Origin of the sequence: Tamlana carrageenivorans, from assembly GCF_002893765.1 — a bacterium.
GTDB classification, from domain to species: domain Bacteria; phylum Bacteroidota; class Bacteroidia; order Flavobacteriales; family Flavobacteriaceae; genus Pseudotamlana; species Pseudotamlana carrageenivorans.
In genome coordinates this window covers 2,053,538-2,076,841 of the sequence record NZ_CP025938.1, presented here as the reverse complement: position 1 = coordinate 2,076,841, position 23,304 = coordinate 2,053,538, and the positions used below count along the sequence as shown (strand labels likewise).

General features: G+C 34.8%; 25 protein-coding genes and 2 pseudogenes. 9 read left to right on the top strand and 18 right to left on the bottom strand.

All coding sequences use genetic code 11. From position 1 onward, the window contains the following. Position 1: 1 nt before the first annotated feature. Positions 2-1,126: a glycerate kinase gene (locus C1A40_RS09190; RefSeq protein ID WP_102995639.1), complete on the bottom strand. Its 1,125-nt coding sequence runs from the start codon at positions 1,124-1,126 to the stop codon at positions 2-4. 198 nt (positions 1,127-1,324) lie between these two features. On the opposite strand from C1A40_RS09190, the gene uppP reads away from it, so the two are divergent. From uppP to C1A40_RS09175, 3 genes and pseudogenes are all read left to right on the top strand, one after another. After that, on the top strand, positions 1,325-2,122 hold the full coding sequence (uppP, locus tag C1A40_RS09185) for an undecaprenyl-diphosphatase UppP (protein ID WP_102995638.1): 798 nt from the start codon (positions 1,325-1,327) through the stop codon (positions 2,120-2,122). After that, a pseudogene (gene truB, locus C1A40_RS09180) lies at positions 2,122-2,816 on the top strand (tRNA pseudouridine(55) synthase TruB). The gene uppP and the pseudogene truB overlap by 1 nt, the downstream one beginning before the upstream one ends. Positions 2,817-2,865: 49 nt before the next feature. Continuing rightward, positions 2,866-3,582 (top strand): hypothetical protein, encoded by a 717-nt coding sequence (locus C1A40_RS09175; RefSeq protein ID WP_158651330.1) that lies wholly within the window; start codon positions 2,866-2,868, stop codon positions 3,580-3,582. Here C1A40_RS09175 and C1A40_RS09170 read toward each other — a convergent pair. After that, the gene (locus C1A40_RS09170; RefSeq protein WP_102995636.1) at positions 3,560-4,183 is read right to left on the bottom strand and encodes a thioredoxin family protein; all 624 of its coding nucleotides are present in this window, start codon (positions 4,181-4,183) and stop codon (positions 3,560-3,562) included. The two genes, C1A40_RS09175 and C1A40_RS09170, sit on opposite strands and share 23 nt — an antisense overlap. Positions 4,184-4,296: 113 nt before the next feature. On the opposite strand from C1A40_RS09170, the gene C1A40_RS09165 reads away from it, so the two are divergent. Next, a complete protein-coding gene (locus C1A40_RS09165; protein WP_102995635.1) occupies positions 4,297-4,863 on the top strand; it encodes a DNA-3-methyladenine glycosylase I in 567 nt (188 codons plus the stop codon). Here C1A40_RS09165 and C1A40_RS09160 read toward each other — a convergent pair. The 3 genes and pseudogenes from C1A40_RS09160 to C1A40_RS09150 form a co-directional block, all read right to left on the bottom strand. Then, positions 4,860-5,844: pseudogene (locus C1A40_RS09160) on the bottom strand (2-hydroxyacid dehydrogenase). The gene C1A40_RS09165 and the pseudogene C1A40_RS09160 overlap by 4 nt on opposite strands. 47 nt (positions 5,845-5,891) lie before the next feature. After that, the gene (gene aat, locus C1A40_RS09155; RefSeq protein ID WP_102995634.1) at positions 5,892-6,521 is read right to left on the bottom strand and encodes a leucyl/phenylalanyl-tRNA--protein transferase; all 630 of its coding nucleotides are present in this window, start codon (positions 6,519-6,521) and stop codon (positions 5,892-5,894) included. 200 nt (positions 6,522-6,721) lie between these two features. After that, a complete protein-coding gene (locus tag C1A40_RS09150) occupies positions 6,722-7,099 on the bottom strand; it encodes a DUF3127 domain-containing protein (protein WP_067144851.1) in 378 nt (125 codons plus the stop codon). A gap of 391 nt (positions 7,100-7,490) precedes the next feature. Between C1A40_RS09150 and C1A40_RS09145 the strand changes: the two genes are divergently transcribed. Then, positions 7,491-8,642 carry a sensor histidine kinase gene (locus C1A40_RS09145; protein ID WP_102995633.1) on the top strand — a complete coding sequence of 384 codons (1,152 nt, stop codon included), beginning with the start codon at positions 7,491-7,493 and terminating at the stop codon, positions 8,640-8,642. Between the two features lie 2 nt (positions 8,643-8,644). Continuing rightward, positions 8,645-8,986, top strand: a complete 342-nt coding sequence (locus C1A40_RS09140) for a hypothetical protein (protein WP_102995632.1) — start codon at positions 8,645-8,647, stop codon at positions 8,984-8,986. Here the strand turns inward: C1A40_RS09140 and C1A40_RS09135 are convergent. The 3 genes from C1A40_RS09135 to C1A40_RS09125 form a co-directional block, all read right to left on the bottom strand. Continuing rightward, positions 8,972-9,370: an HIT family protein gene (locus C1A40_RS09135; protein ID WP_102995631.1), complete on the bottom strand. Its 399-nt coding sequence runs from the start codon at positions 9,368-9,370 to the stop codon at positions 8,972-8,974. The genes C1A40_RS09140 and C1A40_RS09135 overlap by 15 nt on opposite strands. A gap of 171 nt (positions 9,371-9,541) precedes the next feature. Then, a complete protein-coding gene (greA, locus tag C1A40_RS09130; RefSeq protein WP_067145578.1) occupies positions 9,542-10,015 on the bottom strand; it encodes a transcription elongation factor GreA in 474 nt (157 codons plus the stop codon). A gap of 225 nt (positions 10,016-10,240) precedes the next feature. After that, positions 10,241-11,410, bottom strand: a complete 1,170-nt coding sequence (locus C1A40_RS09125; RefSeq protein WP_102994235.1) for an IS4 family transposase — start codon at positions 11,408-11,410, stop codon at positions 10,241-10,243. A gap of 195 nt (positions 11,411-11,605) precedes the next feature. Between C1A40_RS09125 and C1A40_RS09120 the strand changes: the two genes are divergently transcribed. Beyond that, positions 11,606-12,034, top strand: a complete 429-nt coding sequence (locus C1A40_RS09120; RefSeq protein WP_102995630.1) for a hypothetical protein — start codon at positions 11,606-11,608, stop codon at positions 12,032-12,034. Positions 12,035-12,233: 199 nt separating this feature from the next. Here C1A40_RS09120 and C1A40_RS09115 read toward each other — a convergent pair whose 3' ends face one another. The 8 genes from C1A40_RS09115 to C1A40_RS09080 all read right to left on the bottom strand — a co-directional run bounded on the left by C1A40_RS09115 (position 12,234) and on the right by C1A40_RS09080 (position 19,630). After that, on the bottom strand, positions 12,234-14,420 hold the full coding sequence (locus tag C1A40_RS09115; protein ID WP_102995629.1) for a TonB-dependent receptor: 2,187 nt from the start codon (positions 14,418-14,420) through the stop codon (positions 12,234-12,236). A gap of 316 nt (positions 14,421-14,736) precedes the next feature. Beyond that, positions 14,737-15,144 carry an alternative ribosome rescue aminoacyl-tRNA hydrolase ArfB gene (gene arfB / locus C1A40_RS09110; protein ID WP_068601413.1) on the bottom strand — a complete coding sequence of 136 codons (408 nt, stop codon included), beginning with the start codon at positions 15,142-15,144 and terminating at the stop codon, positions 14,737-14,739. Next, positions 15,144-16,694: a DUF4301 family protein gene (locus C1A40_RS09105; RefSeq protein WP_102995628.1), complete on the bottom strand. Its 1,551-nt coding sequence runs from the start codon at positions 16,692-16,694 to the stop codon at positions 15,144-15,146. The genes arfB and C1A40_RS09105 overlap by 1 nt, the downstream gene beginning before the upstream one ends. Positions 16,695-16,701: 7 nt before the next feature. Next, a complete protein-coding gene (locus tag C1A40_RS09100) occupies positions 16,702-17,262 on the bottom strand; it encodes an AAA family ATPase (protein WP_102995627.1) in 561 nt (186 codons plus the stop codon). Next, on the bottom strand, positions 17,223-17,855 hold the full coding sequence (gene pnuC, locus C1A40_RS09095) for a nicotinamide riboside transporter PnuC (RefSeq protein WP_102995626.1): 633 nt from the start codon (positions 17,853-17,855) through the stop codon (positions 17,223-17,225). The genes C1A40_RS09100 and pnuC overlap by 40 nt, the downstream gene beginning before the upstream one ends. Further along, positions 17,839-18,099 (bottom strand): thiamine-binding protein, encoded by a 261-nt coding sequence (locus C1A40_RS09090; protein ID WP_102995625.1) that lies wholly within the window; start codon positions 18,097-18,099, stop codon positions 17,839-17,841. The genes pnuC and C1A40_RS09090 overlap by 17 nt, the downstream gene beginning before the upstream one ends. Before the next feature lie 63 nt (positions 18,100-18,162). Continuing rightward, positions 18,163-18,909 carry a phosphoglycerol geranylgeranyltransferase gene (locus tag C1A40_RS09085; RefSeq protein ID WP_102995624.1) on the bottom strand — a complete coding sequence of 249 codons (747 nt, stop codon included), beginning with the start codon at positions 18,907-18,909 and terminating at the stop codon, positions 18,163-18,165. A 91-nt stretch (positions 18,910-19,000) separates the two neighbouring features. After that, complete coding sequence (locus C1A40_RS09080; protein WP_102995623.1) at positions 19,001-19,630, bottom strand: 4'-phosphopantetheinyl transferase family protein; 630 nt, start codon at positions 19,628-19,630, stop codon at positions 19,001-19,003. Positions 19,631-19,759: 129 nt separating this feature from the next. Here C1A40_RS09080 and ahcY point away from each other — a divergent pair, with 129 nt between their 5' ends. After that, positions 19,760-21,076, top strand: coding sequence for an adenosylhomocysteinase (ahcY, locus tag C1A40_RS09075; protein WP_102995622.1), 1,317 nt, complete (start codon positions 19,760-19,762; stop codon positions 21,074-21,076). Positions 21,077-21,148: 72 nt separating this feature from the next. Here ahcY and C1A40_RS09070 read toward each other — a convergent pair whose 3' ends face one another. Further along, positions 21,149-21,979, bottom strand: coding sequence for a type IV pili methyl-accepting chemotaxis transducer N-terminal domain-containing protein (locus tag C1A40_RS09070; protein WP_102995621.1), 831 nt, complete (start codon positions 21,977-21,979; stop codon positions 21,149-21,151). A 298-nt stretch (positions 21,980-22,277) separates the two neighbouring features. Further along, positions 22,278-22,550 carry a hypothetical protein gene (locus tag C1A40_RS09065; protein ID WP_102995620.1) on the bottom strand — a complete coding sequence of 91 codons (273 nt, stop codon included), beginning with the start codon at positions 22,548-22,550 and terminating at the stop codon, positions 22,278-22,280. A 96-nt stretch (positions 22,551-22,646) separates the two neighbouring features. On the opposite strand from C1A40_RS09065, the gene C1A40_RS09060 reads away from it, so the two are divergent. Beyond that, a complete protein-coding gene (locus C1A40_RS09060; RefSeq protein WP_102995619.1) occupies positions 22,647-23,126 on the top strand; it encodes a DUF1569 domain-containing protein in 480 nt (159 codons plus the stop codon). Positions 23,127-23,304: the final 178 nt, after the last annotated feature.

The following is a 23,304-nucleotide window of genomic DNA, read 5'->3' as shown; positions in this document are numbered from 1 at the left end:
ATTACAGGTGTTTTTTAGCAAATATCCGAGCCATTTCTACAAGATACGCTTTCCCATTTTCCATGGCGTCGTTTAAATTTTCCGAGTAGTTTAAAACGCTATCTGCGTAATCTATCCCGAAGTCTCTTAGTTTATTTTCGTTCAAATCGATGGCACCACATAATGCAGCGACTTTTATTTTTTTCGCTTTCGCGGAATCAAGCACGCCACGAATCGTCTTTCCAGACAAGGTTTGAACATCCAACTTCCCTTCACCCGTAATTAGCCAAATGGCACCTTGTATTTGATGATCAAAATCTACTAAATCTTTCACCAAAGTAATTCCAGGCTCCAAAATACCATTTAAAAATACTTTGGATGCGATGCCCATACCTCCTGCTGCACCACCTCCTTTTACAGATTGCACATCCATATTAAAATGATTTTCAAGAACTTTTGAAAAATCTTGCAAACCCTGCTCAAGCAATACCCTATCTTTTTTGTTTGCGCCTTTTTGTTTGGCATAAACCTGAACGGCACCGTTTTTTCCGTATAACAGATTTTCAACATCGCAGGCTATTTGAAACTTAACAGACTTTAATTTAGCATGAATATATGACGCATCAATCCTTTTTATTTTAGATAAATTGGCACCAATAGGTTTTACTTCTTTATCGTTTTCATCTAAAAACCGATAACCCAAAGCCGATGCCATACCAATACCACAATCGTTTGTAGCACTTCCGCCTATTCCTAAAATAATTTGTTCAGCACCTTGATTTAAAGCATCAACAATCAGTTCGCCGGCTCCTAAAGTGGTGGCATTTTTACAATCTAATTCTTCAAGTTTCAGTAGTTTTAAACCTGAAGCTTCAGCCATTTCAATAAAAGCTGTTTTAGATTTTTCAGCAAATAAATAAGAAGCAGAAATCCTTTCAAAAAAAGGATTATGAACCTGCACGGAAACAAATTCCCCTTTTAAATAAAAATTGATAATATCTATGGTGCCATCGCCACCATCGGCAAGTGGTAATGAAACAACCTTTAAATCTGGACGGATTTCTTTCAGACCAGCTTCAACAGCTTTACAGAATGCAAACCCTGAAACCGAATTTTTAAACTTATCTGGTGCTAAAACTATTTTCATTACTTAAAAACAAACAATATTAAGCACACACCCCTTAATCCCCTCTTACTAGAGGGGAAGCCGTTGAGCATGAGTTTCCCTCCTAAAAAGGAAGGACTAAGGGAGATGTAAACACTACCTACTGCATAGATTCTTAAATAAGCTTTTATTATTGAGGAACATCTGTTGAATATAGGAGTATTTTAATATTTTAGCGCCATGGAAATTATAGATGCAATTATTTTAGGTATCATTCAGGGACTTACTGAATTTTTACCCGTTTCTTCAAGTGGTCATTTGGAAATAGGAAAAGCTATTTTAGGCGAAGACCTAGAAGCCAGAACCAGCTTACTTTTTACAGTCGTATTACATTTTGCTACGGCTTTAAGTACTTTAGTAGTTTTTAGAAAAGACATTTTAGACCTTATAAAAGGGGCTTTAAAATTTAAATGGAACGAAGATTTACAATTTATTACCAAAATTGCCATTTCTATGATTCCTGCCGTTATTGTAGGCTTATTTTTTGAAGAACAACTAGAACAACTTTTTGGCGGTAACATCATGTTGGTTGGATTTATGCTTATTATTACGGCCATATTACTGTACTTTGCCGATAAAGCTAAAAACACCAATAAAAAAGTTTCTTTTAAAGATGCTTTTATTATAGGTGTTTCCCAAGCCATTGCGATGCTTCCAGGCATTTCTCGTTCGGGAGCAACCATTTCGACCTCTGTGTTGTTAGGTAATGATAAGACTAAAGCAGCTCGTTTTTCATTTTTAATGGTCGTTCCTTTAATATTTGGTAAAATTGCTAAGGACGTTTTAAGTGGAGATTTAGCTTATGATAGTAATAATTTTACTTCCCTATCTATAGGATTTATAGCGGCATTTGTCGCCGGACTTTTTGCCTGCACATGGATGATTGCCCTAGTTAAAAAAAGTAAACTTATATATTTCGCCATTTACTGCGCCATTGTTGGCCTTATTGCCGTAATATTTTCAATGTTAAATGCCTAATGAAAACCCTTGAAGATTATCAATCTGGCCAGGTTTTGCTCATCGACAAGCCTTTAAATTGGACCTCCTTTCAAGTGGTTAATAAGCTGCGTTGGGAAATTCGACAAGCCTTCAAAATAAAAAAGATAAAAGTAGGTCATGCTGGAACTTTAGACCCTTTAGCTACAGGTTTGTTAGTGCTTTGCACAGGAAAAATGACCAAGCAAATTGACACCTTCCAAGGGCAAATTAAAGAGTACACGGGCACCATTGTATTAGGGAGTACAACCCCTTCATTCGATCTAGAAACCGACATTGATAAAACCTATCCCACAACACACATCACAGAAGCATTAATTAAAGAAACCACCAAGCAATTTATAGGGGACATTCAACAATATCCTCCTATATTTTCAGCTTTAAAAAAGACGGAAAACGCTTGTATGAATTCGCCAGAGCTGGTGAGGATGTTGAGATAAAACCACGTACCGTTTCAGTTTCTGAATTTGAAATTACAAATATTGATGAATTTTATATATCTTTCAGAGTTATTTGTAGCAAAGGCACTTATATTCGTTCCTTAGCCAACGATTTTGGAAAAGCCCTAAACTCTGGTGCGCACCTATCTTCCCTCAGGCGTACTAAAATAGGTGATTTTAAGGTTGAAAATGCCACGAGCATTGAAGCCTTTATCGAATCACTAAAAACTAATTAATATAATTTTACGTATATTAAATAAACTTAAACCTTTAACAATCAAAGATTTGAATCTCACAAATCAACATAGAGCCCTACTTATTACCCTTCTAATTTCTGGAACGGTCATTCTTATGGTTTTTAATTTAAGCCTAAATAAAAAAAAGGAATTTGCATCAGAGAGTTACTATGAAATAGAACCCGAAAAGGAACCCACTTTAGAAGAATTAAAAGAAATCGAAGCCTTAGAAAATCAGAATCAAGCTAAAGCAGAAACTAATAACGCTTTTAATGAAACTGAAAAAGTAAAGCATTTTGCACAAGCCTTTAAGCCTATTGCACCACCTGAAGACTATCAACCTAAGTCTGAAGACCAAGGAGATGCATCGGAGACTAGTGAAAAAACAGATCTAAAACCTGACACAGATGCTTCTTTAAACCAGGAAGAACTGGCTAAATTTAGCAAGGTTAATGAATTGCTTAAAAAACAACGTGCGCAAAACAATTCACGTAGTAGCATTAGTTACTCTTTACCAAACCGAACAAAAATTCACATTCCCATTCCTATTTATCTTTGTGAGGTTGACGGGAAAATCATTGTTAATGTTGCTGTTAATGCCAATGGCGATGTTGTAGATTCGTATGTAAACACTTCATCTACTTCCAATAACGAATGTTTAATGGAACGCGCCTTAGAATATGCCAATCAATCGCGATTTAGCAAGGATCCCAATCAAAAAAGCCAACTGGGAACGATTACTTTTATGTTTGTTGGCAAACGGTAGTTTGTAACTTTCCAAGCATTTGGATGATATCATCGATAACATTTTCCCCTTTATTATCGTTATACCAATACTGTAAATCGGCCTTAAAAGCAGGAGTAAGTTTTCCATTTTTGGCTTTAAAGCGTTTCACGTAATTTGCAGCTTCACTCGGTCTTGGCCCATAGGTTTTAAGAACTTCTCCTGTGTGATTATCAATCACAATTAGTTTCGGAATAGAAGCACTTCCATTAGTTAAAAACAAATCCATAAGCTTCAGATTTTCATCGCGAATAACCACTTTAAAATCAATATTATCATTAAGTGAAGCCATTTTGTATAACACTGGTAGTACATGTGCTGCATCACCACACCAACTTTCGGTAATAACCAACCAGGTTACATTTTGCTGAAAGTCCTTCATGCAACGTTTAGCTTGTTCGGTAAGCTTTATCGTTTTATCCCAGCGCTTCATGCGTCTTTCATTCAACTTCGTAAAATCGGCCAATTCTTCCGATTTACTAACGCCAGTATTCGAATGCTCATCAACTAATTGTTTTACTAAAGCACGGTACGCTTCATAGGACATGCTACGCTCTAAACTTTCTTTTATAATGGATTTCATAGGCCTTATGTTTAAAATGGAAAATATTTTAACGAAACAAATTTAGCATCTTAACAAGATAATTTTGATGACATTTGTCATAATTCAAATTTAAAACCAACAGAATCAAACACATGAACACGAAAACCAAATGCTCTTGGTGTCAAGGTGATACATTATACGAAGCTTATCACGATAAGGAATGGGGTGTTCCTATTCATGATGATCAATTATTATTTGAGTTTTTAATTTTAGAGACTTTTCAAGCAGGATTAAGTTGGATTACTATTTTACGAAAACGGGAAAATTTCCGAAATGCTTTTGATGCTTTTGATTATAAAAAAATAGCCCATTACCAGCAAGATAAAATCGACGCTCTACTTTTAGACGCAGGTATTATCAGAAATCGGTTAAAAATAAAAGCGACCATAACCAATGCTCAAGCTTTTATAAAAATACAAGAGGAATTTGGAAGTTTTAACAGCTATATATGGGGTTTTGTAGATGGAAAACCTATAAAAAACCATTTTAAAACCATGGAAGAAGTTCCAGCCAACACCCCGCTTAGTGATACCATAAGTAAAGATTTAAAACAACGTGGCTTTAAGTTTGTGGGATCAACCGTGATTTATGCTCACATGCAAGCTACAGGTATGGTTAACGACCATATGGTAGATTGTTTTAGATACAAAGAAGTTTAAACCACTTCATTATTTAATTTCTCCCCGTTTATAAAGGCTTTAATATTTTCTAAGGTTGTGGTTGCAATTTCAAACATGGCTTCTTTTGTGAAAAACGCTTGATGAGATGTTATTAAAACATTTGGAAAGCTGTTTAGACGCAACAATAAGTCGTCATGAATGATGCTCTCCGACAAATCTTCATAAAATAAATTTTCTTCTTGCTCATAAACATCGATCCCCAAATACCCTATTTTATTCTGAGATAAACCATCAATAACATCTGCCGTCTCAATTAACGCACCTCTACTGGTATTAATAATCATGACACCCTTTTTCATCAGTCTTAAAGAATCTTTATTAATGATATGCTTAGTAGATTCGAGCAGGGGGCAATGCAATCACATCCGAATGTTTAAACAAATCGTCTAAAGCAACATATTTGACACCCTGTTCTATCAACTCTTCCGAGGGATACACATCATAAGCTATAATCTCACAGCCAAATCCGCTTAAAACCCTACAAAAAGTAGCACCAATTTTCCCTGTTCCAATAACGCCAATGGTTTTATTACTTAAGTTAAAACCAATGAGTTTATTAAGAGAAAAATTACCCTAACGTACTCTTTTATAGGTCTTATGGGTTTTACGATTAAGCGTTAAAATTAAAGCCAAAGTATGTTCGGCAATGGCCTCTGGAGAATAGGCTGGCACACGAACCACCTTAATTTGATGTTTTTTTGCTGCATCTAAATCTACATTATTAAATCCTGCACAACGCAAAGCGATTAATTTGACATTATTTAACGCTAAAACAGCCATGGTATTAGCATTTAATTTATCATTTACGAAACAGCAAATAGCATCAAAACCCTTGGTTAAATTGGCCGTATGACTGTTAAGTGGTGTTTCGAAGAACGTAAAATCGAAATTGTAATCGGCATTATATTTTTCAAAATATTCCTGATCGTATGGTTTTGAACTAAATAAGGCTATTTTCATATATTAAGCTTTATAATTTCAATGAAGATATTAATTTCTTTAAAAAATTAGCCTTCTAAATAATTTAAGAAGGAGGTTCTAGACATATTTTCTGCCCCTAAGCTTTCTAGATGCTTGGTATAAACCTGGCAATCAATCAATTTATAATGATGATTTTGAATCAAGGAAATGAATCCTACTTTACTGGCATTACTCACCTTAGAAAACATGCTTTCGCCACAAAATACGCCATTTCCTAAGTCGATGCCATAAAGCCCGCCCACCAGTTCATTATCTTTCCAAACTTCAACCGATTTAGCATAACCTAATTCGTGAAGCTTGGTATAAGCAGAAATCATACTTTGGGTAATCCAAGTATCGTCCTGACCTTCACGTTTTATTTTGGAGCAGGATTGCATCACCTCAACGAATGTCTTATTTTCGGTAACTTTAAAGCCACCATTCCTTAGCACTTGCCGCATGCTTTTGGAGACTTTTAACCGCTCTGGAAACAACACAAAACGGGGGTTTGGCGACCACCATAAAATAGGTTCACCCTGACTAAACCAAGGAAAAATACCACTGCGATAAGCCAATAACAAACGCTCAACCGATAAATCGCCACCAACTGCAAGTAAACCGTCGGCAAAAGCTTTACCAACATCTGGGAACCACAAGTCTTTAGAGAGGAAGTACATAATAAATTTCTAAAAAACAAAAGGCTGCCTAAAAAGTCGTTTAACGTGATACTTGTCAGGTGGAGCTTGTCGAAACCACAATAAATATGTGTATTTATGATATTTCGACAGGCTCAATATGACAAAGTTCTTAACTTTTTAGACAGCCTATTTGTGTTATATGATATTTACGCTTTCGCGGAAATGAATGTGTTTACATTTTAGAAAGGTAAATCGTCTGAATCATCTTCTTTTAAATCACCTGCAGGCTCAAAAGCATCAGCTGGTGGTACAGGAGGCATGTTTGCTCCTCCGGCTTCAGCTTGAAGCGCCTCGATTCTCCATCCTTGAATAGAGTTAAAGTATTTGGTTTCGCCTTGTGGATTTACCCACTCTCTACCACGTAAGTTAATACTAATTTTTACTTGTTGTCCAACTTGGTAATTATTTAATAAATCGGTTTTATCTTGAACAAACTCCACCATAATATGCTGTGGGTATTGCTCGTCGGTAGTGACTACAATTTCTCTTTTTCTAAACCCATTACTTCCGAATGATTGCGTCTCTCCAACCATTTTAATTCTTCCTTGAACTTCCATTTACTCGTATTTATATTTGATATTATTTCTTAAACTAAAAACATAAGACCATTGATCTACTATAATGTTGTAATATACCATGGTGTAAAAAGCTACATCCCGTAAGATACTAACTTATAGACACAAACGAAAAAATCCTGTAATTTATTGACGAAATGCCATTTTAGATTTACGTAGAATATTTACCCCAATATATTTGCACAAAACTAATTAAAAAAATCATGAAAAATGAATCTAGTTTTCAACAATAACGAAATGTTTCTTTATCATTTTTCACATATCAACTTACACCCCATCATGGTGGCGTGTCCCACAAAAAATCAATTTGCCTTTTATTTGCGCAATAATATCATCAGATTTACATTATATTACCGATCAAATTTTAGAATTAATGATTTTTGCCAAGTATAGCAATACATTTCGTTGGGCGATTATTATCGCATCTTTCGCCATTGTCTCTCTTATTTTATGGAAAACCTATGAGTTCTTTCAGCATTTTAAAGAGGAAGAGCGCATAAAAATGGAGATTTGGTCCTTTGCTCAAACCGATTTAATTAATTCGGACGACAATACCAACCTAGACCTCACACTTAAAGTCCTTAACAGCAACACCACAACTCCAGTTTTAGAAATTAACAGGGACGGCAGTATTGGCAGTTACCTCAATATTGACGACAAACGTTTTTCAGACCAAAAATATGTCAACCAATTAATTGCGACTTTTAAAAGTGAAAACACACCCATTGAGGTTATTTTTGAAAACGAATTAAACAGCACCATTTACTATGGAAATTCCCCATTAATTAACAAGCTCAAGTACTACCCTTTAGCCTTGTTACTTATTGTTTTTCTTTTCGGAGCTGTTATTTTCTTCTTTTATCGCAGTAATAAAAATGCCACCCAAAACAAATTGTGGTCGGGTATGGCAAAAGAAACAGCACACCAAATAGGCACACCACTATCCTCATTAATTGGATGGACCGAAATTTTAAAAACCGAAAATATCGATCCCGATTATATCATGGAGATGGAAAAGGACATCGAACGTTTAAAAACCATCACCGAGCGATTTAGTAAAATAGGCTCCCTGCCCACACTAGAACGATCGGATATCGTGGAAGAAACCATAAAATCGTATGACTACTTAAAAGCCAGATCGTCCGATCTTATAGAATTTGAAATTCGTGTGCCAAAAGAAAAAATTTTCATAAATTTAAACAAACAACTATACAGTTGGGTTATTGAAAATTTAGTAAAAAATGGTATTGATGCCATGAAAGGTCGCGGCAAGCTTATTATTGAAATTACGCAGCTTGAAAACCAGGTAAAAATCTGTGTTACCGATACTGGAAAAGGGCTCGCTAAAAAACATTTTTCAAAAATTTTCGAACCTGGTTACACCACGAAAAAACGTGGTTGGGGCCTAGGATTATCATTAACAAAGCGTATAATTGAAGATTTCCATGACGGAAAAATTAAAGTATTACAATCTGAAATTGGAAAAGGAACCACTTTTCAAATCAGTTTAAAAAACACCTTATAACTATGCCAGAAAAACTAATCGACATTAAAGAAGTGCCCCTAAATAACAATTGTCCCGAATGTTACAACACAAAGGGATTGCATTTACTTTTTAAGCAGAAAGTGGTAGAAACCGCCTTTTATAAAGCGATTACTTCTGAAATTCATCATGAATTAAACTGTAAAACTTGCGAAACCGCGATTTACCCAGAACAATGGACTGATGATATTGATCGCGTTGTAGATTATCAGAAAAAAGTATTTGTTCCTAAAACCCCATTCAGAAAAATAAAGCAAATGACTTGGGCTTTAATTGCAGGTGGGCTCTCTATAATTGGGATTGGTGTTTCGTTATTCCTTCTTTAATTGGGCATTAATGGCATGAGCCAATGCTTGAAACTCCTCTGTAGACATACTTACTTTTTTTATAAAACGCGCATCATCCATAGTTTGTAAAGGAATAAGGTGCACATGAACATGAGGAACTTCTAAACCAATCACACCAACACCAATGCGCTTACAAGGCACTGCTTTTTCTAAGGCCAAAGCAACCGTTCTAGAAAAGGCCATTAAACCCTTATAAGTGGCTTCATCTAAATCAAATAATTTATCAACTTCCTTTTTAGGAATACACAAGGTATGCCCTTTGGCATTCGGATTAACATCCAAGAAAGCTAAAAAGTCATCGGTTTCGGCAACCTTGTAACAAGGAATTTCGCCATTTACTATTTTAGTGAAAATTGATGCCATAATATGGTGGTTTAATTTGAGCGTTCATGTAAATATAAAAAGAAAATCCATTAGGTTAGCTAACCTAATGGAGTGTTTGTCAAGCTGAGCCTATCGAAGCCCTTGTTAACGATACGTAATCAAAATAATTCGACAGGCCTAAAATGACTTAAAATTTAACGCTTCAAAAATCTATCTTGAAATTTCAATAATATCGAATTTCATTACCCCGTTTGGCACTTGAATTTCGGCAACATCTCCAACAGATTTTCCTAATAAGCCTTTACCTATGGGTGAATTTACAGAAATTTTTCCTGAAGCTAAATTCGCTTCACCATCGGCAACTAAGGTATAGTTCATTTCCATACCATTGGTTTGGTTCTTAATTTTCACTTTAGAAAGCACTAACACTTTAGATGTATCCATTTGCGATTCATCAATAACACGTGCTCCTGCTAAAGCATCCTCTAACTTGGAAATTCGCATTTCTAACATGCCTTGTGCTTCCTTAGCTGCATCATATTCGGCATTTTCACTTAAATCTCCTTTATCTCTTGCTTCAGCTATCGCTTTTGATGCTTTTACACGCTCAACATCTTTAAGTTGCCTTAATTCATCTCTTAATTTTTTTAATCCCTCAGGTGTATAGTACGATGCTTTACTCATAACTTCATTATTTAACATTATAAAAGATGCTGAAATACTCCAACAAAACGGCGTCAAAGGATTCAGCAAACAAAAAAATCCCGTTTTCACGAGATTGTCCAACAAATATACAAAATATTTAAATCATTTATTTTTTAATATTTTAAAACAATCCTGTCCTAAATAAATTTTAGATAGGATAAATCCAACCATTTTACTAGTTTAATAGTTTATATTTTTGAATTTTCAAAAAAGAACCCCTTGTATGTGCTTATTGGGTGGTGGTTGTTCTTTTGCAAACGGATTATCTAGCCATTTATGTAAATTTACTTTCACAAAAAGATTTAATCTAATAAAGGCTACTAAATTAGATAAATACCAAGGATGCTTTGCTTGTGTTTTTAGCGCTTTTAAAATGAGAATGGTAATTAATGCCGTCCAGATCTGTATCATAACCGCATTTTGACTAGTTCCAATGAAAGACTTGATGTGTAATTGCTGTTTGATGTCTCTAAAAAATATTTCCACTTCCCATCTAGCCTTATAAAGCTCCGTAATAGTGTTTGCTGTCCAAGACTTCTGATTGGTAATAACCTCAATAGTTTGTCCATTTTTATCATCCCACAAGGCAACCCTGCGAAGTCTTTTGGGATATTTCTCTTTTGTCTTAGCGCCTGTTAATTCAATGATTTCATCTTTTAGAACGTGTTGATGCCTGTTTTCTGGCAATTCTAACTCTTTGACTGATTTAAATTGAATATTGTCTTTATGTCTGACTACAAAATTGACTCCGTTGCTGTCCCAAATCTTTAGTAAATCAAAATCGTTGTAAAACCGATCAGCAACAATAACACTTCCTTTTAAAAGCGGGATGTCGTAAGCCCCTTTATTATCCGCTGTTTTGCCATCTGTAATATTTACATAAGCTGGTAAATGACCATCATAATCAAGCAAGGTGTGCATTTTTACAGCTCCTTTTTTAGTCTTGTATTTTGCCCAATCAAACAAACTTAAACAAAGACTTATCACGGTTGCATCTAATAAAAATATTTTGGACTTTATTTTGAAATTAGTACGCTTCATTCCTGCTTGCTGTCCTAAACTCTCTAATAATACATAATAGTAGTCTCTGAAAAGCTCCCAGCTTCGATGTTTATTTTGGTAGCTTATAGTAGATTTTGAAGGCGCTGCTAACATGCCTAAATGATTCAGGTTTCCTGTTGCTGAACGCAATCCGTTGCTGATATCTCTAACAGATTGACTGTTCGCAAATTGACAAAACAACATCGATACTAAGTGAGACCAACTGTCAAATCCTTTTTGATGTTTATCTGTGTTATGAAACCTGACTAATTTATTGAACCTTGACTTTTCTAATTTTGTGATTATTTGAGAAAACAGCGTTATATTTATCATCTGAGAAAGGTTTTTTTGTGGTGCACCACAAAGGTAACTTTGCGGAACAAAATTTCCTTTCTCTTTTTTAATCGTTTAGGACGCTATTGATTTTAAAAGTACTTTCGTTATCTCTTACGTGTAACCAATAGGAAAGCAGAAATAAACGCCAGTGGATTTGCTTTTTATTGTTAAATTGCCATTTATTTTACAACGATGAAATCACTATATTTTATTCTTTTTCTTACTGTATTATTCGCTTGTAGCAGCGATAACAACAACGATAACAATTGTAATTACTTACTTAATATTAATGTGAATTACAGTATAGATTTATCCTTACCACAATACTCAACGCTAAACAGCCCAGGTAATTCCATATACATTCCTAATGTGGGAAACAGAGGGATTATTTTGGCCAATACCGGCGCCAATATTTTGGCTAGGGATGCCAGCGACCCGAACCATGCACCAAGCGAATGCTCGGCAATTATTCCTGATGGTCTTTTTGGCACATGTGGCTGTGGTGATGAAAACCGTTATAATTTTATAACTGGAGAAGCAGACAACAACGATGCCTTAACTTGTGCTTTAAAATTCTACCCAACGAACCGTAGTGGCAATATTCTTTATATTTCGAATTAACCTATTTAACATAAATTGCTAAAAAAAAGACCTTTCAGGTTTTTAAAACCTGAAAGGTCTGATAAACGGTTTTTAAATCATTAAACGTTGTAATTCTCTACACGGGTTTCGAGAAGCTCAACCTGACAAACACCACATGAAAAGACTTTTTAAATCGTTCGACACGAGTCTATAATTAACCACTTCAAAATCAAAAACACTAAAACTTCAAATTCACCCCTACTAAAAAGTTTGCTGTTGCCTGCGGATAATAACCTGCATAATAACCTGTGGTGGTTCCTGTAGGACTTGATAGATCGGTGTAATCGTAAGAACCAAAATAACCGTTAGACACATATTCACGGTTAAAAATATTATTCGCTAATCCAGAAATAATAATAGATCTAAAGATTTTCTTAGGTATGATTTCGTAAGTAACACTTAAATCGTTCACAAAATAATCAACTAATTTAGAATCGTCATTATCGGTATTCCCCATGTACTGTTCGCCAACATACTTACTTAAAAGCGATAATTGTAGGTGATCTATGGGTGAAAAATTTAACGCATTTCCAACCACAATATTGGGTGATAAAGAGATATTGGTTTCACCCAAATTCACCAATTCTCCATCAATAGACATGGTAAAATCTTTGTTTTTATTTTGACTTAAAGTCACGTTAGAATTCATGCTAAACCAGTTGTTAAACAAGATATTGGCATCAACTTCCAGACCTAAGCGATAACTTTTACCACTGGTGGCACGAATAGCGCTCCCTACATCGTCTAGTTCGCCGGTTAAAACCAACTGATTTCTATAAAACATGTAGTACATATTGGTATTTACCTGAAGCTTCTTACTGTTATAACGCCAACCTAATTCCAAATCGTAAAGCGTTTCGTTTTCGGTAACTCCTGCTTCAAAATCATCTCGATTAGGTTCGCGGTTAGCCACAGCAAAAGAGGTGTAGAAACTATTAAAATCGCAGTGTTTATAGGTTAAACCAACTTTAGGGTTAAAAAAACTGAAATTTGCATCGGTTACAAAAGGCGCGCCGTCGGAGTTAATCCCATCGGTTTTATAGTGCACAAAACGTTCTTGTAAATCCACAAACCCTGTAAACTTTTGTGCAAATTTAAAAGTAACTTTAGAGAATACACTATAATCAATTTTTTTAGCATCCCCTTCATAGTAACGATCTCTAATTTCGGCATCGGGAGCAAAGGCTCTAGCCCAAATCACTTCGCCAAAATGATCACCAGAGTAGGTGTTAAATGACATTCCTGAAATGACCTCAACAGCATTGTTTTTAAAAGTAACATTCGCATTTACCACATAAAAATCGTTGTCTAACCAACGTCTACGAATTAAATCTGTAACGGGATCGCCATCATCATTGGTATCGGTAGCCACTACAATACCATTGTATAAACCAATATCGGTAGTTTCAGCCTGATACTGTTCAAAATACCCTTTTCCTTTGGTGTAGTTTAATCCTAAGTTTGTAGACCAGTTATTATCAAAACGCTGGTTCCAGTGCAATTGGTAATGATCTTGCCAATAGGCATCAATTTCATTGTCGTAGGTATATGGATTTTGACGACGATCTTCCTCCAACTCATCGGCCGTTAAGCCATACCAAGCCTGATAAGTTCGCTCTTGATTCCCGAAAGTTAAGGCTTTAATTAAAGTATTATCATCTTTATAAACCCCTTGAAGGAAATAAGATTTCAAATCGGTAAAAGCACGATCCACATAACCATCAGAATCAATTTTTGAAAACCTTCCGGAGACCTCAAAATGATCGTTGATAAGTCCGGTACTCATCTTAACGGTGTGTTTTCTGGTATTGAAACTTCCGAAGCTATTGGCAATTTCCGCGGAAGCGATATCCGACACCTTATCGGTTAACAAGTTTAAACTCGCACCAAAAGCTCCCGACCCATTGGTAGAAGTTCCTACTCCACGTTGTAATTGTAAACTCTCGGTTGAAGAGGCAAAATCGCCTAAATTCACCCAAAAGGTACCCTGACTTTCTGGATCGTTATACGGAATCCCGTTAATAGTGACGTTAACACGAGTGGCATCGGTACCACGTACACGAATACCAGAATACCCTATACCGGCTCCGGCATCACTGGTGGTAACCACCGATGGCAAATAATTTAATAAGGTGGGAATATCTTGTCCGAGATTACGTTTTTCCAGTTGTTCTTTAGTCATATTGGAGTGTGTAATGGGCGCATCGGCGCTTACACGTACGGCTTTAACTAAAACTTCGTCAAGATTTTCGGTTACCGTAGAGTCTACCGGCTTATCATTTTCTTGAGCATAACTACTAAATGACAATAATAAAACAGCAAGAATGAAAAGCGGTTTTATTAATTTTTTCTGATTCGATTTCATACAAATTCTATTATGATGATCGAATAAAAAGAGGCTATTATTCTTTAAATTATTGGTTTGTTTATAGAATTAAATGGGACGTTTTAAAATCTTCATTAATTCAAATCCCTAAACAGCATGACCTGTTCCAGGTTCAATGGGTATGATCTCAGCCCTTTTGGAGTTAAAAATTAAAAGTTAATAATGAATAATTAATGGCCTTACAACAAACCTATTCAATAAAAACTCAAATCGTTCACTGGCATGGGCACCCCTTTATGAGAACGCTGCAAAATTACTAAGCAATTTGTAAATAGCTCACTTTAAACAAAGTTTTTTAATCCCAGTCAGGTTTTCGCCTATTCACCTTTTTATCAGACAGTTGCTTTTTACTTTTAAGACGTTTTTTTATGACTGATTTTGGAATTTTAGTAGGAATACGGCGTTTTCTTACTTTTAAGGCTTGTTCTAGCAAGTCTAAAAATCGAGAAATAGCCAGGGTTTTATTTTTATGCTGGCTCCTACTTTCATCACAGAATAGAATTAAAAGACCATCTTTTGTCAATCGGTTTTCTAGTTTTTTAAACAGGCGTTCTTTTTGAACATCAGAGAGTGCTAGTGAAGCATTCAAATCGAAACTCAATTCAATTTTTGAAGCCACTTTATTAACATGTTGTCCGCCACTACCCGAACTGCGAATGGCCTTAAAATTTAATTCCTTTATGATGTTTTCCTTATCAAACATTAGGATGCTTGATGTTCTGGCTTCAACAAATCATTCACCGTTTTTACCGGATTAAAGGTTTCAAGAGGTACTTCAACAAAAATAGAATTCCAATAGGCCATACTTCCGTTCCATAGCCCTGGTAACTCCAAAGCTTTTATATCGATGCCATTATGCGTTTTAGAGGTGATAAAAGCAGCTTCGGGATCAACAAAATCTTTAAGATTGAATTTATTCCCCTTATAATCTTTCACACCACAAACCAAATCGGTTGGATTAAAGTGTGTGGCTTTATAAACGATGCCTTGCTGTACGGTTTTACTAAAATCGATTTGCGCGAATTCTACAATTTGAAGTGAAACTTCGTCATTTTTATCTTTCACCCAAAATGGCCCACCCCCAGGTTCACCCTGGTTTTTAACCATACCACAAACACGAATAGGACGATTAAACTTATCTATTAAATAAGCCGTTTTTTCTTCAAAAGTATAGGTGTCAAAATCGACACTCACCGGTACATTTAATCGGTAACGTAAAAAGAGTACCATTAAGTTAAAATCGGCTTCTTCAGCAGTACCTTCTGTTAATTTTTGCAAATAAGCAAACACCTTTTCTTGTGCTTCTAATAAAACACCCGCTAATAGTTTTTTATAATTAGATACTTCACTATTTTTATCGGCAACAACAATATTATCAATGTTTTTAATGAAGATAATATCGTGATCTAAATCGTTTAAATTCTCTAATAAGGCACCGTGTCCTGCTGGCCTGAATAAAATAGAACCATCTTCATTTTTATAAACCTCATCTTTAGCTGTAAGTGCAACAGTTTCGGTAGCTTCCTTCTGAAAAGAAAATGAAATATTAAAAGTTACACCAGTTTCGGCTTCTAAATCCGATTTAATCGCTTTAAGGGTCTTATCGAAATATTCCTGATGTTTTTCTGAAACCGTAAAATGTAAATTTGCTTGGTTTTTTGAAGAGGCATACAAGGTCGCTTCAAACAAATGTTCTTGAAAAGCGGTGACTATTTTCCCATTATATTGATGAAACGGCAGTAACCCTTTTGGAAAAAAACTGTAATTTAAAGCATCTTCATCTAGCATCATTTTTACGAAATACAAGCAACGTTCACCTCGAGATAAATTATCAAAATTCGGATTAGTATCACGGACTTTGGTAAGTACTTCATCATAAAAAGGGAACTGTTTCAAATTAGAAATAAAGGTTTCCACTTGGCTATTTGCCTCCTTACCGATGTAAGACTCAATTGTTTCTTTGGAAGGATTGTACTTTTGTAAAAATTGAAATAAAAATTTAAACATTCTTGTAGCTGCACCCGAAGCTGGTACAAATTTTAAAATGCTTAAGTTTTCTTTCTTCGCTTCGTATAACTGTATTAATTTTTCGGTTTCAGAAGCATCATAGCGTTCTATTCCTTTTCCTATGGTAGCGGCTCCAATTAAAACAGAATGGGTCATACCATCTTCTAATCGAGCGACTTGAGCTTTAATTTGGTTTAGAGTAATGCCTTTGCTATAGATTTGTTGAATATCTCTATCTTCAAACATGAGGGTTTTATTTTAATAATTTATCAATATGTTTTACGGCGGTTTCAAGGCGTTGTTTTTTACTCCCTTTTAGTAAAACATAGGGTTTATTATGTTTAATTAGTTCGTTTTGAAAAGCTTCAAACATGGCTTCGCGTTGGTCTGGCTTATCCCTTAAATCGTCTGCTTCCCAAGGCGTATCAATATAGGTCAAAAAATACAAATCGTAAGTATTTTCCAAAGCATATTTTTCAAGTATGGGATCGCAAGATCCTAAATAGTAAACTTCAGAATACACTTTAGTTTCCAATAAATCGGTGTCGCAAATTAAAACCGTATTTGTTTTTTGAGCCAGTTCGTTTTCTAAGCGCATTTGGCCTTCGGCAATGGGTAGTAAATCTTGCGGCTCACAGGTTTTGCGCTCGTTATTCCATTTGTTTTGAAGATACTCACGGGCATACTCGGGCACCCAAACCGAATTGTAATATCGCGCAAGTTGTCTAGATAGCGTGGTTTTTCCTGTGGATTCGGGCCCAAACAACACCACTTTTATAACATTTGAGGGCTGTTGTTTAAACTTTTCTTCCATGCTTTATAACCATAAATGGCAATTATTGTAAAAATTAAATATTGAAAGGATGTAAACATTAATCCTTTGTAATAGTATAAGGGCACCGAAATGATATCACCAATAATCCAATACACCCAGTTTTCTAGTTTCTTTTTAGCCATAAGCCACATGCCTACAAAAAATATGGCTGTTGTTAAGGTGTCAATATAGGCCGTCCAAGAGTTAAATTTATCATTATATAGATAGATAAAAATCACAAAAACCATGGTTAATAAAAAAATAACCACACTCCAAAGATGCTCCTTTTTAGTTGTTTTAGTTACAGGAACTTCATTATCATTTTGGTCTTTTCGTGTCCAATAATACCATCCATAAATGCTCATTGTAAAATAATAGGCATTAATAAACATATCGCCTAAAAGTCCGTAAACATATAATATGTATACAAAAATAGCTGTACTGATAATGCCAGTTGGGTATACTAAAATATTTTCTTGCTTAGAATACCAAACACTCAGAAAGCCAAAAAAGACCCCAATGAGTTCCAAAACCACAAGGTGTGTTGGAGTGCCTTGATATTGCGAAAAAAACCAATCAAAAATGTGGTTCATAGTCGTGTCTATCCGATTTTACAATTTTCATAAAAAGTAATCCACGTTCAATCAATTCGAAAGCTTCTTTTATTTCGGAAGTAAGCAAGGCCATCACGGTATCATAATCGCCATACACTTGTGTACTTAACGGATTTTCAAGAACCGTTAAACCCGAATCACGCAATTTTTTAATAAAATGAATGATGGCTGGCTCGTAATTGTCCTGAATGGGTGTTAAGGTTAATTCAACGGATATTTTCATCTATTTAAATTTTTTCAAGAACCTCTGGTTCCGTTATTTAATCATTTCGGTGGGTAATGCCCATTATGGACTTTCATAATGTTTCTCTCTTTTTAATTCTTCAAAAAATGTGGTATGCTCTTCAAATGCGGTACCAATTACCACCAAATCGGCTCCAGCCTTGTAAGCTTCATCAAGCTGTTGTTTACTTCTTATACCACCACCAACGATGAGAGGAATATTTAAAGTTTTTTTGACTTCAGAAATCATAGTCCTCGTTAAAGCTGATTGAGCTCCACTACCCGCCTCTAAGTAAATGAGTTTCATGCCTAACAATTGTCCGGCGTAAGCGGTATCAGCAACCTCTTGGATGTTCGATCGACTTAAAGGCTTTTCGCCTGTAACCCGTTCTACAGCAGTCACTTTTCCACTTTCAATTAATAAATAGCCTGTTGGAACAACCTCCAAGGTGCTCCTTTGCAATTTTGAAACCGCTTTAATATGTTTTCCAATCAAATACTCTGGATTTCGCCCAGAAATAAGTGACAAGAATAAAATAGCATCGGCTTTATTGGTAATTTGTGTCACATCACCAGGAAATAAAACCACAGGTAATTGGGTGTATTTCTTTATTTCAAGGACTAATATTTCGGTCACAAAATCATCAACCGTACTACCTCCAACAAAAACATGCGTGGCTTGAGAGGTGTTTACTTTTTGCAGAAAAGAAGCAGCGTTTTCAACAGGAAATTTATCAGGATCTATTAAAACCGCTAATAGCTTTTTTTTCTCTAAAACCGATTTTAATATGTTTTGGTATATGTTATTCACCACAAATATTTCTCTAACGTTTAACGCCTTAATGTTTAACTATAAACTGTTAACTATTACCTATTAATTGTTAATTGTTAATTGTTCACTATTAACTATCAACAGCGTAAGCGCAGGTAAAACCTTCAAATTCTAAAAAATGAATATTATAAGGATGTTTTTTATCTCTATAATCAATCCATGCCTTCGTTTCTTCATCTTTCAACTCAAAAGGAATCACTAAAAAGTAGTCTTTAAAACTCAATCCTGGCGTTGCAAATAATTTATATAAAGACTCTTTAACGCACCAAATGGTGGTGAGTTTCCTAATATAATCGGGAGCATCCTTCTTTAAATAATCAAACTCATAATCTATAAACTTATGGGCGATCACTGGAATTTTTTCACGTTGTTTTTCAATATCGATACCCACAATGCTATCGGAGATAATCACCGCAGAAAAAATAAACGAATGGGTTATGGAAATCTGTTTACCATCTTTTAAATGAGGCTTTCCGTTTTCATCGTAAAACAAATCGAAATCATCATACCCCAATTCGGCCAGTAATTTACGGACACTAAGGAAACCGCGCTGGTGTAATGCACTCTTCATGCCCAAAACACGTTGTAAGGTTTCTGGTTTTAAAGCTACTGAATCTAATAAATCGTTGTAGGATTCTTCAATCTTCCAGATTTTAACAGTAGTTTGCGAATTTGGTGTTATGGTTTTATAAAGAGGCATTTAAAATCTAAAACTTATTGATTACCTTTGCAGCTCCTAAATATTTCAGGGCTTTATTGACAAGCGAATTTAAGTATTTTAAGTACTATTCACAATGAAGTTTAGGTTTTAACAAAAAGAAAAATTGATATGAGTACAAAAACAATTCCATACGTAGCAAATAAGGTAAAAGATATCACACTTGCCGAGTGGGGTAGAAAAGAAATAGAATTAGCCGAAGCTGAAATGCCAGGACTAATGAGTTTGAGAGAAGAGTACAAAGATTCTCAACCACTTAAAGGAGCTAGAATTGCTGGTTGTTTACACATGACCATTCAAACGGCGGTTTTAATTGAAACTTTACAAGCCTTAGGTGCCGAAGTAACATGGAGTTCTTGTAACATTTTTTCTACTCAAGATCAAGCTGCTGCTGCTATTGCTGCTGCTGGAACTGCGGTTTACGCTTGGAAAGACATGACCGAAGAAGAATTTGACTGGTGTATCGAGCAAACTTTATTTTTTGGTGAAGACAGAAAACCACTAAACATGATTCTTGATGATGGTGGCGATTTAACCAATATGGTTTTAGACAAATACCCAGAGTTAGCTGCTGGAATTAATGGCCTTTCTGAAGAAACAACAACAGGTGTTCATAGACTTTACGAGCGTGTAAAAAACGGCACTTTACCAATGCCAGCTATAAACGTAAATGATTCGGTAACAAAATCGAAATTCGATAACAAATACGGATGTAAAGAATCTGCTGTAGATGCCATTCGTCGTGCTACAGATATCATGCTTGCCGGTAAACGTGTAACCGTTTGTGGTTATGGCGATGTTGGTAAAGGAACTGCTGCCTCTTTTAAAGGCGCTGGAAGTATTGTAACAGTAACCGAAATCGACCCAATTTGTGCCCTTCAAGCAGCCATGGATGGTTTTGAAGTTAAAAAACTAGAAACTGTTATCGGTAATACCGATATTGTAATCACTACCACAGGTAATAAAGATATCGTTCAAGGCAGACACTTCGAAGCGCTAAAAGACAAAGCCATCGTTTGTAACATTGGACACTTCGATAATGAAATCGATATGGCTTGGTTAAACAAAAACTATGGTCATACCAAAAACACCATCAAACCTCAGGTTGACAAATACACCATCGACGGAAAAGATGTTATCATCCTTGCCGAAGGTCGTTTAGTAAACTTAGGTTGTGCTACAGGTCACCCAAGTTTTGTAATGAGTAACTCATTTACCAACCAAACGTTAGCACAAATCGAGCTTTGGACCAATGCTGATGCTTACGAAAACAAGGTTTACATGTTACCCAAAGCTTTAGACGAAAAGGTTGCGAAATTACACTTAGCTAAAATTGGTGTAGAATTAACCGAGTTACGTGAAGAGCAAGCCAGTTATATTGGTGTAACCGTAGATGGTCCTTACAAACCAGAACACTACAGATACTAAAAATACACTTTTGATAAAAACCAAACACCCTCATAAAACATTTTATGAGGGTGTTTAATTTTAAAATAAACGCTATTTCTTTTTACTAATTTGCTCAAATAACCCTGTTACTTTATTGAATCTTTTAGTTAATTCATTAGTAACATTATACACATCAATTAAATCAAAATCACCATTTAAAAACTGTCTTTTATTAGATTGATACGGCTCCCATAAAGCCATAATTAAACCTATTTCTTCTTCAATTTCTGTTGTATTAAAAGTACTTATTAATAAATCTCCTATTACATAAGAGAATTCATCAAACACCTTCCCTAAAACTTCTTTAAATTCTTCTTTGTTTTTAGGGAACTCATTAATAGCAGCAAAATACAAACACATCCTTTGTGATAACATTCTTTGTTTTCCAGATACATTAATCGTGTTAATCAATTCTTGATCATTATTCTCAAAAAACTTATTATTGTAATTAGAACTTCTTTCTATACTTAAAACAACTTGATGACAGTTTTTAAGCAATTCGGTGTTTAATGACATAATGCGTAAAGCATTAACCGTGTTTGCTTCTTGATTTATGAGCTTCTTAAAATCATCCCAAACATTATTCACTTGTTTTAAATAAAGTCTTGTTGATGAACTTTCACTGTTTTTTTTTAAAATTTCTAATTGTTTTTCAAAAATAAACTTACTAGCATTTAACTCTTTATTTATCATGTCGTTAGTAATACCCTGAGACTTTAATAAATAAGCCTTAGCCATTTTTTGAGACAGCATTCTTTGTTTTCCTGATATATTTATAGCTTTATTGTAGTCTATGTCTCCATAAGTTTGGCTTTGGCCCAGGGCTAAACTTATAAAAAATAGAAAAAAGATAACATTTAAAATTGTAGGTTTTTTGTTCATTTTGAGTGGTTTTAATGAGGTTAAACTTATATCAAACTAAGTAAATGTACGTAATAATATTACGTAATAAAAACCAGACATATCACACCATGCGAGAGAAGAACAAAAAAACCTAAAAAAACACCAACAGCAGTATTTACCTAGTATTTTTGAGGCATCAAAAATGTTAAATAGGTAAAATAGCCCCTTTTTTTTTCTAAATCATCAAAAATAAAAGATATACGTATTTTTTAAAAAAACTTAAAAAACAGGGATTCAACACAAAGAATGAGAAAAAACTAAGTATCGTAATAACTTTTTATTCATCTACCATATCTTCTTCAAAATACCACCATAAACTGGAATCGATAGAAGATTTCATTTTATCAATATCCACATGATCTTTTAAATAAATAGTAATGTTTTCACTTTCTCTATTTTGCCCATGACTCTCTCTTATTTCTGTCAGCTCAATATCACTAAAATGGTCTAAATGTTTTTTAATTCTAGGCACTAAAGTTTGATCGCTTAAAAATATTTTAATGGTAGGATGCGATGGCGAATTTCTAATTTCAGATCTAAAGGGAAGCATATTTTATTAGTTTTAAATGAAACAATAGTTTGAATATAGCCGGAATTGTCTTAAAGTTAAGGATTTAATTAATATCTTTTAGAAATATTTTAGAATATGACAAACAGATCTTTACAAAAACTTCAATCACTTTTATTAGAAATTGAATCAAACATCATTAATAAAAACATCAAAGATTCAAGCATTTCTAAAGCAACTGTAGGTTGGCAACTGGATCATAGTCTAAAAGTCTTTAATGTGGTTTGCGAAGTATTGGCAGAATCAAATCCTAGTGACTATAGCTCAAAATTAAATACTAAGCGATGGCTTATTTTCACACTAGGAACCTTCCCTAGGGGTCGAGCCAAAGCACCACAGAAAGTAGTTTCTAAAAATATAAACATTTCTGAAAAGGAACTGCACCAACGGTTAGAACGCGCAAAAACAGGATTAAACATTATAAAAACACTGGAACCACATGCGTTTTTTAAACATCACGTGTTTGGAAATTTATCTAAAAAACAGACGATGCGCTTTTTAGAAATACACACCAATCATCATTTAAAAATTGTACGAGAAATTTTATGCAGTCACTAGAGAAAATAATCTTAAAATACATTACTTTTAATATTTAAAGCATTAAAAACCTACCACTGAAAGAAGAAGCAGCAAACATAACAAAAAAAACGCCCACCCCTAAAACAAGGAAATACCGAGGCTTAAAACGTCTTGGCAGGGTTTTTATTGGTTTTGTTCTATTTTTTATCCTTCTGGT